At 67.8% G+C, this 13,420-nt stretch carries 8 protein-coding genes; all 8 read left to right on the plus strand.

The window, feature by feature from the left end; translation table 11 throughout:
- Positions 1-156 precede the first annotated feature (156 nt).
- The 8 genes from rplK (at position 157) to ACFC02_RS12490 (ending at position 13,005) form a co-directional block, all read left to right on the plus strand.
- Complete coding sequence (gene rplK / locus ACFC02_RS12455; RefSeq protein ID WP_055515278.1) at positions 157-591, plus strand: 50S ribosomal protein L11; 435 nt, start codon at positions 157-159, stop codon at positions 589-591.
- An 88-nt stretch (positions 592-679) separates the two neighbouring features.
- Complete coding sequence (gene rplA / locus ACFC02_RS12460; protein ID WP_376355716.1) at positions 680-1,405, plus strand: 50S ribosomal protein L1; 726 nt, start codon at positions 680-682, stop codon at positions 1,403-1,405.
- A 200-nt stretch (positions 1,406-1,605) separates the two neighbouring features.
- Complete coding sequence (locus ACFC02_RS12465; protein ID WP_376355718.1) at positions 1,606-2,535, plus strand: hypothetical protein; 930 nt, start codon at positions 1,606-1,608, stop codon at positions 2,533-2,535.
- Positions 2,536-2,644: 109 nt separating this feature from the next.
- Entirely contained in the window at positions 2,645-3,577 is a 933-nt protein-coding gene (locus ACFC02_RS12470; protein WP_376355720.1) for a DUF1396 domain-containing protein, read from the plus strand.
- Positions 3,578-3,875: 298 nt separating this feature from the next.
- On the plus strand, positions 3,876-4,406 hold the full coding sequence (gene rplJ / locus ACFC02_RS12475) for a 50S ribosomal protein L10 (protein ID WP_360971967.1): 531 nt from the start codon (positions 3,876-3,878) through the stop codon (positions 4,404-4,406).
- Positions 4,407-4,522: 116 nt separating this feature from the next.
- A complete protein-coding gene (gene rplL / locus ACFC02_RS12480) occupies positions 4,523-4,909 on the plus strand; it encodes a 50S ribosomal protein L7/L12 (protein ID WP_376355723.1) in 387 nt (128 codons plus the stop codon).
- A 608-nt stretch (positions 4,910-5,517) separates the two neighbouring features.
- On the plus strand, positions 5,518-9,003 hold the full coding sequence (gene rpoB, locus ACFC02_RS12485; RefSeq protein ID WP_376355725.1) for a DNA-directed RNA polymerase subunit beta: 3,486 nt from the start codon (positions 5,518-5,520) through the stop codon (positions 9,001-9,003).
- Positions 9,004-9,105: 102 nt separating this feature from the next.
- Positions 9,106-13,005, plus strand: coding sequence for a DNA-directed RNA polymerase subunit beta' (locus ACFC02_RS12490; RefSeq protein ID WP_376355727.1), 3,900 nt, complete (start codon positions 9,106-9,108; stop codon positions 13,003-13,005).
- Positions 13,006-13,420: the final 415 nt, after the last annotated feature.

The raw sequence follows: 13,420 nt of genomic DNA on the forward strand, positions 1-13,420 counted from the left end.
GAACTGCTTCCGTGCAGGTCAGGCGAGCGCTCGGCGACCGCCTGACCTGCTCGGTTTTCAGCCGCGCATCTATACCCGTTATCGTTGTGCGGTATGCCTGCGTCCGGGTGGTCCCCGAGCGCGGGCAGGACCCGAACCGAAAGGACCCGGAGAGCTATGCCTCCCAAGAAGAAGAAGGTCACGGGGCTCATCAAGCTCCAGATCAACGCCGGTGCGGCGAACCCGGCCCCGCCGGTCGGCCCGGCGCTGGGCCAGCACGGCGTCAACATCATGGAGTTCTGCAAGGCCTACAACGCCGCGACCGAGTCGCAGCGCGGCTGGGTCATCCCGGTGGAGATCACGGTCTACGAGGACCGCTCCTTCACCTTCATCACCAAGACCCCGCCGGCCGCCAAGATGATCCTCAAGGCCGCGGGCGTGGAGAAGGGCTCCGGCGAGCCGCACAAGACCAAGGTCGCCAAGATCACTGAGGCGCAGGTCCGCGAGATCGCCCAGACCAAGCTGCCCGACCTCAACGCCAACGACCTGGACGCCGCGTCGAAGATCATCGCCGGCACCGCCCGCTCCATGGGCATCACGGTCGAGGGCTGAACCCCAGCCTCCGTCACATCCTCGTAGAACCGTGGCAGGGCCTGCTCGGCCCGTACCACGACTCCTTTCAGAACCCACAGGAGCAGTTGTGAGCAAGCGCAGCAAGGCTCTCCGCGCTGCGGACGCCAAGGTCGACCGGGAGAAGCTGTACGCCCCGCTCGAGGCCGTCCGTCTCGCCAAGGAGACCTCCACGACCAAGTTCGACGGCACCGTCGAGGTCGCCTTCCGCCTGGGTGTCGACCCGCGCAAGGCCGACCAGATGGTCCGTGGCACCGTGAACCTCCCGCACGGCACCGGCAAGACCGCCCGGGTCCTGGTCTTCGCGACCGGTGACCGTGCCGAGGCCGCGCGTGCCGCGGGCGCCGACATCGTCGGCGCCGACGAGCTGATCGACGAGGTGGCGAAGGGCCGTCTGGACTTCGACGCCGTCGTCGCCACCCCGGACCTCATGGGCAAGGTCGGCCGCCTCGGCCGCGTCCTCGGCCCGCGTGGTCTGATGCCGAACCCGAAGACCGGCACCGTGACCCCGGACACCGCCAAGGCTGTGACCGAGATCAAGGGCGGCAAGATCGAGTTCCGCGTCGACAAGCACTCGAACCTGCACTTCATCATCGGCAAGACGTCCTTCGAGGACGACAAGCTGGTGGAGAACTACGGCGCCGCGCTGGAGGAGATCCTCCGTCTGAAGCCGTCCGCCGCCAAGGGCCGCTACATCAAGAAGGCCGCCCTCAGCACCACGATGGGCCCCGGCATCCAGCTGGACCCGAACCGCACCCGCAACCTCCTCGTCGAGGAGGACCCGGCCGCGGTCTGAGCCCTTCGGCTCGCACAGGTCGGCGACGAGCCCCGCAACCTTCAAAGGTGCGGGGCTCGTCCCTTTCACCGGGCCCCCGCACTGGTCCGGGCCCGGTGACCGGTCCGGTCCGCGCGGCCCGAACCGTCCGCCCGTCCGGACGGCTGTCGGTGGCCTGCGCTAGCGTGCCGGGCACAGCAACCGCATAGGGGTGGGGACGAATGAAGAGCACGACCGTGCGCCGTACGACGCTCGCGATCGCGGTGACGGCCGCGCTGGCGGGTGTGGCCGCCTGCGGCTCGGGAAGCGGCTCGGGGGCTTCGGGCAAGGACGGGAAGGCGGCCTCGCGGGCAGGACAGGGCGGCGTCACGCACGTCAGCCCGCTGACGGCCCTGCGCACCGCCGCCGCCTCCACCGACAAGGCGGACTCCGCCCGTGTCGACATGACGGTCAGCATGGGCACGCTGATGTCGATGAAGGGGAGCGGCACCCTCACCTGGGCCCACGGCCTGTCCGGTGCGCTCACGCTCACCTACACCGGCGGCACCGTGGCCGACACGATGCGCGCCACGGGGACCACGTCGATGCAGGCCCGCTACCTGCCCGACGCCTACTACGCCCGGATGGGCGAGAAGTTCGCCGAGCAGGCGAGCGGTGGCAAGCACTGGCTGCGGTACGGCTACGAGGACCTCGCCAAGCTCGGCGGCGGCTCCGGCGCGTACCTCAAGGACCAGATGCAGAACAACACGCCGAACCAGTCCGTGAAACTGCTCCTGGCCTCCGGCGACGTGAGGAAGGCCGGCGAGGAGCGGATCGCGGGCGAGCACACCACGCACTACCACGGCACCGTGAACGTGGCGGACATCGCCGCCCGCAGCAGCCACAGCCTCACCGCCGCCCAGCTCGCCGACATGAAGCGGCAGCTGAGCAGGTCCGGCATCACCACGGACACCGTCGACCTCTGGGTCAACGACCAGAACCTGCTGGTCAAGAAGGTCGAGACGGCCGACACGACGAACGGCGCCATGACCAGCACCGCCACCTACCGCGACTACGGGGTGAAGGTCTCGGTCGCCGCGCCGCCGAAGAGCGACACGGCGGACTTCAAGGAGCTGATGGCGTCCCAGGGCGCCGGCGCCGGCAGGTCCTGAGTCAGGAAACGCCCGATCCGGGTCAAGAAACACCCAAGACGACCAGAACACGGCTCGGATAGGCTCACGTCCCAGCTGTGTGAGAACCGTCTGCTCCCTGGGGGGAACCATGGACACCTCTGTACGTACGCCCGCCGCGCCCCGCACGCCCGCGCGCGCCCTCACGGGCCGCAGGGCCCTGACGGCCTCCGTGGCCGCACTGCTCCTCGCCGCGGGCGCGGTGGGCTGTTCGGGAGGGGACTCGAAGGACGGCGCGAAGGACACGGGGAAGGGCGGGTCCGCCGCCGAGTCGCCCCGGCTCACGCCCGCGGCGGCCGTCGCCAAGGCGGCCGAGAACTCGCAGGCGATCACCTCCCTGCACTACCGCATGACCGGCCAGGTCCCCGAGCAGGGCCGCGTCAAGGCGGAGGCGCAGATGCAGATGAAGCCCACGGTGGCCATGGACATGAAGATGACGCTGCCCGACCAGGCCTCCGCCGGCTCCGTGGAGATCCGTCTCGTCGACAAGGTCATGTACCTCAACGGCGGCGCCGAGGCGGCCAAGGAGATGGGCGGCAAGAGCTGGCTGAAGTTCGACCTGTCCTCGACGGGTGCGGGCAAGCAGATGGACCAGCTGGGCAGCGGCGCCGCCCAGGCCGACCAGAATCCGGCGACCGAGTCCACCTTCCTCACCGGGGCCAAGGACCTGCACAAGGTCGGCTCCGAGTCCGTGGACGGCGTCGCCACCACGCACTACGCGGGCACCGTCGCCCTCTCCGATCTCGGCAAGCCCCAGAAGGGCGAGAGCCCGGAGGCCGCCAAGACCCGGGAGAAGAGCCTCGCGCAGTACAAGCAGATGGGCGTCGACAAGGTCACCATGGACGCCTGGATCGACGGCCAGGACCACACCAAGCAGTTCCGCATGCGCGGCGACGCCACCAAGGGCCCGCTGGACATGACCATCACCTTCCTGGACACGAACAAGCCCGTGAAGGTCACCGCGCCGCCGGCCGGCCAGGTCGCCGACCTGGCCGAGATGATGAAGGGCGGCGGCCAGGGCTGAGCGTGCGCCGCCGGGGCGGATTTGCTCCGCGGCGGCCCGTTCCCGTACTCTCCTACGGAAGCCAAAGACCGCTGGTCGTTGCCGTGCGCTCTCATGAGGGCGCGGTGGCCGAAGGATCCGCTGAAACTGCGGACGACCCGCGCAGGTGACTGTGGAAGTACTCCCGGAGTGCGCATGCCCGAGGTATGCGTGCGGCCGGTCGAGTCCGCCCCGAGCGCCTGCGCCGGGGCGTTTCGTTTTCCCCAGTCCTCCTTCGGGTCCGCGCGGTCAGAATCACCCGGAAGGAGGCCGAGGCTCTATGGCGAGGCCCGACAAGGCTGCCGCAGTGGCGGAGTTGACGGAGCAGTTCCGCAACTCCAGCGCTGCCGTGCTGACCGAGTACCGCGGTCTCACCGTGGCGCAGCTCAAGACGCTGCGCCGTTCGCTCGGTGAGAACGCCCAGTACGCCGTGGTGAAGAACACGCTGACCAAGATTGCGGCCAACGAGGCCGGGATCACCACGCTGGACGACCTGTTCAACGGTCCGACGGCTGTCGCCTTCGTCACCGGTGACCCGGTGGAGTCGGCGAAGGGTCTCCGTGACTTCGCCAAGGACAACCCGAATCTCGTCATCAAGGGCGGTGTCCTTGACGGCAAGGCGCTGTCCGCCGACGAGATCAAGAAGCTTGCGGACCTCGAGTCCCGCGAGGTTCTGCTCTCCAAGCTGGCGGGTGCCTTCAAGGGCAAGCAGTCCCAGGCTGCTTCGCTCTTCCAGGCGCTTCCCTCGAAGCTCGTCCGCACCGTGGACGCTCTTCGTGCCAAGCGGGACGAGCAGGGCGGTGCCGAGTAACTCGGCTCGCTTTCTGACCCTGGCCGTCTAGGCGGCACGGGTCGCAGCGGGCCGACGTACGCCCGCCACACCCAGTACATCCGGCACCTGCCGAATCAGTGGAAGGATCGCCCATCATGGCGAAGCTCACCCAGGAAGACCTCCTCGCCCAGTTCGAGGAGATGACCCTCATCGAGCTCTCCGAGTTCGTGAAGGCCTTCGAGGAGAAGTTCGACGTCACCGCCGCCGCCGCCGCGCCGGTCGTCGTCGCCGGTGGTGCCGCTGGTGGCGCCGCCGAGGCCGTCGAGGAGAAGGACGAGTTCGACGTCATCCTCACCGGTGCCGGCGACAAGAAGATCCAGGTCATCAAGGTCGTGCGCGAGCTGACCTCCCTCGGCCTGAAGGAGGCCAAGGACCTGGTCGACGGTGCGCCGAAGCCCGTCCTGGAGAAGGTCAACAAGGAGGCCGCGGACAAGGCCAAGGAGTCCCTCGAGGGCGCCGGCGCCTCCGTCGAGGTCAAGTGACCCGACGAGTCCCCTGCGGACTCTCCTGCGCGCTGAACGCGGCCTGACAGGGCTGTAACGCGAACGCACCGAAGAGCGATCATCCATCCGGGTGGTCGCTCTTCGGCGTTCCCGGGGGGTGGCTGTGGCGGCCTTGCACCCGTGACGGGGAGGGGTATGGTGATCTTCGTTCGGCCTCGAGAGGCCCCCGGAGACTGGCCGCGAGTGACGATGGCAGCATCCGGTTCGGGTATAGGGGGCCTTGACGAACCGCACGCAGCGCGCAATTCTCAGGACGCGTCGTCACAACGATCCGAATCCGAGGCATGGATCGACGGCGAAGAGGGCAGTATCAACGTGCGTTGAGGGTGGCAGGCCGTAGGCGGTGACGACGACGAGGGTTCCGGAAAACCGGCACTGGACATCAGTGGGCCAAGTGGCTACACTGACCCTTTGCGCTGCCTGTTAGCTGTCCCCTGCCCGTCACCAGGGGCATGCCCTCGCCCGAGCATCGACGACCGGACCGCACCTGACCTGGCCTCTTGGTCATTTCAGAACCGTCTGTCCCGGTGCGCGGAAGAGGGGCCGGTACGCGCGTAGTGAGTCCGAGCCCTCGGAAGGACCCCCTCTTGGCCGCCTCGCGCAATGCCTCGACCGCGAATACGAACAATGCTGCCAGCACCGCCCCGCTGCGCATCTCCTTTGCAAAGATCAAGGAGCCCCTCGAGGTTCCGAACCTTCTCGCGCTGCAAACCGAGAGCTTCGACTGGCTGCTCGGCAACGACGCGTGGAAGGCTCGCGTCGAGGCGGCTCTGGAGTCCGGTCAGGACGTCCCCACCAAGTCCGGTCTGGAGGAGATCTTCGAGGAGATCTCCCCGATCGAGGACTTCTCCGGGTCGATGTCGCTGACGTTCCGCGACCACCGCTTCGAGCCCCCGAAGAACAGCATCGACGAGTGCAAGGAGCGCGACTTCACGTACGCCGCCCCGCTCTTCGTCACGGCCGAGTTCACCAACAACGAGACCGGCGAGATCAAGTCCCAGACGGTCTTCATGGGCGACTTCCCGCTCATGACGAACAAGGGCACCTTCGTCATCAACGGCACCGAGCGTGTCGTCGTCTCGCAGCTGGTCCGCTCGCCCGGCGTCTACTTCGACTCGAGCATCGACAAGACGTCCGACAAGGACATCTTCTCCGCCAAGATCATCCCGTCCCGGGGTGCCTGGCTGGAGATGGAGATCGACAAGCGCGACATGGTCGGTGTCCGCATCGACCGCAAGCGCAAGCAGTCGGTCACCGTACTGCTGAAGGCGCTCGGCTGGACCAACGAGCAGATCCTCGAGGAGTTCGGCGAGTACGAGTCGATGCGCGCCACCCTGGAGAAGGACCACACCCAGGGCCAGGACGACGCGCTCCTCGACATCTACCGCAAGCTGCGTCCGGGCGAGCCCCCCACGCGCGAGGCCGCGCAGACGCTGCTCGAGAACCTCTACTTCAACCCCAAGCGCTACGACCTCGCCAAGGTCGGCCGCTACAAGGTCAACAAGAAGCTGGGTGCGGACGCTCCGCTGGACGCGGGCATCCTGACCGTCGAGGACATCATCTCGACGATCAAGTACCTGGTGAAGCTGCACGCCGGTGAGACCGAGACCGCCGGGGACAACGGCGGCACGATCGTCGTCGAGACCGACGACATCGACCACTTCGGCAACCGCCGTCTGCGCAGCGTCGGCGAGCTGATCCAGAACCAGGTCCGTACGGGTCTCGCCCGTATGGAGCGCGTCGTGCGCGAGCGCATGACGACCCAGGACGTCGAGGCGATCACGCCGCAGACCCTGATCAACATCCGGCCGGTCGTCGCCTCCATCAAGGAGTTCTTCGGCACCAGCCAGCTGTCGCAGTTCATGGACCAGAACAACCCGCTGTCGGGGCTCACCCACAAGCGCCGCCTGTCGGCGCTCGGCCCCGGTGGTCTCTCCCGTGAGCGGGCCGGCTTCGAGGTCCGTGACGTGCACCCGTCGCACTACGGCCGCATGTGCCCGATCGAGACGCCCGAAGGCCCGAACATCGGTCTGATCGGCTCGCTCGCCTCCTACGGCCGGGTCAACGCGTTCGGTTTCGTCGAGACCCCGTACCGCAAGGTCGTCGACGGCCAGGTCACCGACGAGGTCGACTACCTGACCGCCGACGAGGAGGACCGCTTCGTCATCGCGCAGGCCAACGCCACGCTCGGCGACGACCTGCGGTTCGCCGAGGCGCGCGTCCTGGTGCGCCGCCGCGGCGGCGAGGTCGACTACGTCAGCCCCGAGGACGTCGACTACATGGACGTCTCGCCGCGCCAGATGGTGTCGGTCGCGACCGCCATGATCCCGTTCCTGGAGCACGACGACGCCAACCGTGCCCTCATGGGCGCGAACATGATGCGCCAGGCCGTTCCGCTCATCAAGAGCGAGGCCCCGCTCGTCGGCACCGGCATGGAGTACCGCTCCGCGGTCGACGCCGGCGACGTGGTCAAGGCCGAGAAGGCGGGTGTGGTCCAGGAGGTCTCCGCCGACTACATCACCACCGCCAACGACGACGGCACGTACATCACGTACCGCCTGCACAAGTTCGCCCGCTCCAACCAGGGCACCTCGGTCAACCAGAAGGTCATCGTCAACGAGGGTGACCGCGTCATCGAGGGCCAGGTCCTCGCCGACGGTCCGGCCACCGAGAACGGCGAGATGGCGCTCGGCAAGAACCTGCTGGTCGCGTTCATGCCGTGGGAGGGTCACAACTACGAGGACGCGATCATCCTGTCGCAGCGCCTCGTGCAGGACGACGTCCTCTCCTCGATCCACATCGAGGAGCACGAGGTCGACGCCCGTGACACCAAGCTCGGCCCCGAGGAGATCACCCGGGACATCCCGAACGTCTCCGAGGAGGTCCTCGCCGACCTCGACGAGCGCGGCATCATCCGCATCGGCGCCGAGGTCATCGCCGGCGACATCCTGGTCGGCAAGGTCACGCCCAAGGGCGAGACCGAGCTGACCCCCGAGGAGCGCCTGCTGCGCGCGATCTTCGGCGAGAAGGCCCGTGAGGTCCGCGACACCTCGCTGAAGGTGCCGCACGGCGAGACCGGCAAGGTCATCGGTGTGCGCGTCTTCGACCGCGAGGAGGGCGACGAGCTTCCCCCCGGTGTGAACCAGCTGGTGCGCGTGTACGTCGCGCAGAAGCGCAAGATCACCGACGGTGACAAGCTCGCCGGCCGCCACGGCAACAAGGGCGTCATCTCCAAGATCAACCCGATCGAGGACATGCCGTTCCTGGAGGACGGCACCCCGGTCGACATCATCCTCAACCCGCTGGGTGTCCCGTCCCGAATGAACCCGGGACAGGTCCTGGAGATCCACCTCGGCTGGCTCGCCAGCCGCGGCTGGGACGTCTCCGGCCTCGCGGAGGAGTGGGCGCAGCGCCTCCAGGTGATCGGCGCCGACCAGGTCGACCCCGGCACCAACGTCGCGACCCCCGTCTTCGACGGTGCCCGCGAGGACGAGCTGGCGGGTCTGCTGCAGCACACCATCCCGAACCGGGACGGCGAGCGCATGGTGCTCCCGACCGGCAAGGCGCGGCTGTTCGACGGCCGCAGCGGTGAGCCGTTCCCGGACCCGATCTCGGTCGGCTACATGTACATCCTGAAGCTGCACCACCTGGTCGACGACAAGCTGCACGCCCGCTCGACCGGTCCGTACTCGATGATCACCCAGCAGCCGCTGGGTGGTAAGGCCCAGTTCGGTGGCCAGCGCTTCGGTGAGATGGAGGTGTGGGCGCTGGAGGCTTACGGCGCCGCGTACGCCCTCCAGGAGCTGCTGACCATCAAGTCCGACGACGTCACCGGCCGCGTGAAGGTCTACGAGGCCATCGTCAAGGGCGAGAACATCCCTGAGCCCGGCATCCCCGAGTCCTTCAAGGTGCTCATCAAGGAGATGCAGTCCCTGTGCCTCAACGTGGAGGTGCTGTCCTCGGACGGCATGTCCATCGAGATGCGTGACACCGACGAGGATGTCTTCCGCGCCGCGGAGGAGCTCGGCATCGACCTGTCCCGGCGCGAGCCGAGCAGCGTCGAAGAGGTCTGACGGGAGTCCGGCAGGGGCCTCGCCGATGAGTGAGGCCCCTGCCGACCCCCAGGCCCCCGTTTCAGACCACAGACTTACAACCCTGAGAGGGATTGACGCATAGTGCTCGACGTCAACTTCTTCGATGAGCTCCGGATCGGTCTGGCCACCGCTGACGACATCCGTCAGTGGAGCCACGGCGAGGTCAAGAAGCCCGAGACCATCAACTACCGCACCCTCAAGCCGGAAAAGGACGGGCTCTTCTGCGAGAAGATCTTCGGCCCCACCCGGGACTGGGAGTGCTACTGCGGCAAGTACAAGCGCGTCCGCTTCAAGGGCATCATCTGCGAGCGCTGTGGCGTCGAGGTCACGCGTGCCAAGGTGCGCCGTGAGCGGATGGGCCACATCGAGCTGGCCGCCCCCGTCACCCACATCTGGTACTTCAAGGGCGTCCCGTCGCGCCTGGGCTACCTGCTCGACCTCGCCCCGAAGGACCTGGAGAAGGTCATCTACTTCGCGGCGTACATGATCACGTACGTCGACGAGGAGCGCCGCACCCGCGACCTGCCCTCGCTGGAGGCCCACGTCTCCGTCGAGCGCCAGCAGGTCGAGAACCGCCGCGACGCCGACCTGGAGGCCCGCGCCAAGAAGCTCGAGACCGACCTGGCCGAGCTGGAGGCCGAGGGCGCCAAGGCCGACGTGCGCCGCAAGGTGCGCGAGGGTGCCGAGCGTGAGATGAAGCAGCTGCGCGACCGCGCGCAGCGCGAGATCGACCGTCTCGACGAGGTGTGGACCCGGTTCAAGAACCTCAAGGTCCAGGACCTGGAGGGCGACGAGCTGCTCTACCGCGAGCTGCGCGACCGCTTCGGCACCTACTTCGACGGTTCGATGGGTGCCGCGGCGCTGCAGAAGCGCCTGGAGTCCTTCGACCTCGACGAGGAGGCCGAGAAGCTCCGCGAGATCATCCGCACCGGCAAGGGCCAGAAGAAGACCCGCGCCCTGAAGCGGCTGAAGGTCGTCTCCGCGTTCCTGCAGACCTCCAACAGCCCCAAGGGCATGGTCCTGGACTGCGTCCCGGTCATCCCGCCGGACCTGCGTCCGATGGTGCAGCTGGACGGTGGCCGCTTCGCGACCTCCGACCTGAACGACCTGTACCGCCGTGTCATCAACCGCAACAACCGCCTGAAGCGGCTTCTCGACCTCGGCGCGCCCGAGATCATCGTGAACAACGAGAAGCGCATGCTCCAGGAGGCCGTCGACGCGCTCTTCGACAACGGCCGCCGCGGCCGCCCGGTCACGGGCCCCGGCAACCGTCCGCTGAAGTCGCTGTCCGACATGCTCAAGGGCAAGCAGGGCCGCTTCCGTCAGAACCTGCTCGGCAAGCGAGTCGACTACTCGGCGCGTTCCGTCATCGTCGTCGGCCCGCAGCTCAAGCTGCACCAGTGCGGTCTGCCGAAGGCCATGGCGCTGGAGCTGTTCAAGCCGTTCGTGATGAAGCGCCTGGTCGACCTGAACCACGCGCAGAACATCAAGAGCGCCAAGCGCATGGTCGAGCGCGGCCGCACGGTCGTGTACGACGTCCTCGAAGAGGTCATCGCCGAGCACCCGGTGCTGCTGAACCGTGCGCCCACGCTGCACCGCCTCGGCATCCAGGCCTTCGAGCCGCAGCTGGTCGAGGGCAAGGCCATCCAGATCCACCCGCTCGTGTGCACCGCGTTCAACGCGGACTTCGACGGTGACCAGATGGCCGTGCACCTGCCGCTGTCCGCGGAGGCGCAGGCCGAGGCCCGCATCCTGATGCTGTCCTCGAACAACATCCTCAAGCCCGCCGACGGCCGTCCGGTGACGATGCCGACCCAGGACATGGTCCTCGGTCTGTTCTTCCTCACCACCGACGGCGAGATGCGCAACGTCAAGGGCGAGGGCCGGTCCTTCGGCTCCGCGGCCGAGGCGATCATGGCGTTCGACGCCGGCGAGCTGTCGCTGCAGTCGAAGGTGGACATCCGCTTCCCGGTGGGCACCATCCCGCCGCGCGGCTGGACCCCGCCGGCGCGCGAGGAGGGCGAGCCGGAGTGGCAGCAGGGTGACACCTTCCGCCTCCAGACGACGCTGGGCCGCGCGCTCTTCAACGAGCTGCTGCCCGAGGACTACCCGTTCGTCGACTACGAGGTCGGCAAGAAGCAGCTCTCCGAGATCGTCAACGACCTCGCCGAGCGGTACCCGAAGGTCATCGTGGCGGCGACGCTCGACAACCTGAAGGCGTCCGGCTTCTTCTGGGCCACCCGCTCCGGCGTCACCGTCGCCATCTCCGACGTCGTCGTCCCCGACGCGAAGAAGGAGATCGTCGCCGGCTACGAGGCCAAGGACGAGAAGGTCCAGAAGCAGTACGAGCGCGGTCTGATCACCAAGGAAGAGCGCACGCAGGAGCTCATCCAGATCTGGACCCAGGCGACCAACGAGGTCGCCGAGGCGATGAACGACAACTTCCCGAAGACCAACCCGATCTTCATGATGGTGAACTCGGGTGCACGAGGCAACATGATGCAGATGCGTCAGATCGCCGGTATGCGTGGTCTGGTGTCGAACGCGAAGAACGAGACGATCCCGCGTCCGATCAAGGCGTCGTTCCGTGAGGGCCTGTCCGTGCTGGAGTACTTCATCTCCACGCACGGTGCCCGTAAGGGTCTGGCGGACACCGCCCTGCGTACCGCCGACTCGGGTTACCTCACCCGTCGTCTGGTGGACGTCTCGCAGGACGTCATCATCCGCGAGGAGGACTGCGGCACCGAGCGCGGCCTCAAGCTGCACATCGCGGAGCGCGGCGCCGACGGCGTGCTGCGCAAGGCCGAGGACGTCGAGACGTCCGTGTACGCGCGCTGCCTCGCCGAGGACATCGTCGTCGACGGCAAGGTGCTGGCCCCGGCCGGTACCGACCTCGGTGACGTGCTCATCGACGAGCTGGTCAAGCACGGCGTCGAGGAGGTCAAGACCCGCTCGGTCCTGACCTGCGAGTCCGCCGTCGGCACCTGCGCGATGTGCTACGGCCGTTCGCTCGCCACCGGCAAGCTGGTCGACATCGGTGAGGCGGTCGGCATCATCGCCGCCCAGTCCATCGGTGAGCCCGGTACCCAGCTGACGATGCGTACCTTCCACACCGGTGGTGTGGCCGGTGACGACATCACCCAGGGTCTGCCCCGTGTCGTCGAGCTCTTCGAGGCCCGTACCCCGAAGGGTGTCGCCCCGATCTCCGAGGCCTCCGGCCGCATCCGGATCGAGGAGACCGAGAAGACCAAGAAGATCGTCGTCACGCCGGACGACGGCAGCGACGAGACGGCGTACCCGATCTCGAAGCGCGCCCGTCTGCTGGTCGGCGAGGGCGACCACGTCGAGGTGGGCCAGAAGCTCACCGTGGGTGCCACCAACCCGCACGACGTGCTGCGCATTCTGGGTCAGCGTGCCGTCCAGGTCCACCTGGTCGGCGAGGTCCAGAAGGTCTACAACTCGCAGGGTGTGTCGATCCACGACAAGCACATCGAGATCATCATCCGGCAGATGCTCCGCCGCGTGACGATCATCGAGTCCGGCGACGCCGAGCTGCTGCCCGGCGAGCTGGTCGAGCGCTCGAAGTTCGAGCACGAGAACCGTCGTGTGGTCCAGGAGGGCGGTCACCCGGCCTCCGGTCGTCCGCAGCTCATGGGTATCACCAAGGCCTCGCTGGCGACGGAATCCTGGCTGTCGGCCGCCTCCTTCCAGGAGACGACCCGAGTCCTGACGGACGCGGCGATCAACGCCAAGTCCGACAGCCTCATCGGCCTCAAGGAGAACGTCATCATCGGTAAGCTCATCCCGGCCGGTACGGGTCTGTCCCGCTACCGCAACATCCGGGTCGAGCCGACCGAGGAGGCCAAGGCCGCGATGTACTCGGCCGTCGGCTACGACGACATCGACTACTCGCCGTTCGGCACGGGCTCCGGCCAGGCCGTTCCGCTGGAGGACTACGACTACGGTCCGTACAACCAGTAAGCGAGCGATCGCATGACCGAAGGGCGGTCACCCCGACGGGGTGGCCGCCCTTCGGCGCGTGTGGGGGCGGTGGGAGCCGAGGGATGCTCTGCGAGGGTCTGGTGCGGGCCGCTATGGCGCCTGTCGGACCGCGCCGCCCCGCGCAGGCCGCTGCGGCTTCCAGCCATCCGGCCGGGGCGCCGCGGACGTGCTGAAGGCCGTGAAGGTCCTGCCGGACCAGCAGCGGACCAGCAGCGGGCCCCCGGCTGCCGGGGCCGGCTGCCGACGCCGGCGGCTCCGGTGCCGCCCGCCCCGGCGCGGCGGGGAACGGCGCGCCGGGCCCGTGACGCACCGCATGCGGGAAGTGGCTGAAAGTGGTACGGAACGGGCGCGGGTGGCCGTCCCGCCCATTTGTTTTGACCGCAGCGAATGCGAT

It is taken from the genome of Streptomyces sp. NPDC056160 (assembly GCF_042268205.1).
Lineage (GTDB): Bacteria > Actinomycetota > Actinomycetes > Streptomycetales > Streptomycetaceae > Streptomyces.

Coding starts and splice junctions, on each gene's coding strand:
- rplK (WP_055515278.1), top strand. CDS start 157: ATGCCTCCCAAGAAGAAGAAGGTCACGGGGCTCATCAAGCTCCAGATC.
- ACFC02_RS12465 (WP_376355718.1), top strand. CDS start 1,606: ATGAAGAGCACGACCGTGCGCCGTACGACGCTCGCGATCGCGGTGACG.
- ACFC02_RS12470 (WP_376355720.1), top strand. CDS start 2,645: ATGGACACCTCTGTACGTACGCCCGCCGCGCCCCGCACGCCCGCGCGC.
- rplJ (WP_360971967.1), top strand. CDS start 3,876: ATGGCGAGGCCCGACAAGGCTGCCGCAGTGGCGGAGTTGACGGAGCAG.
- rplL (WP_376355723.1), top strand. CDS start 4,523: ATGGCGAAGCTCACCCAGGAAGACCTCCTCGCCCAGTTCGAGGAGATG.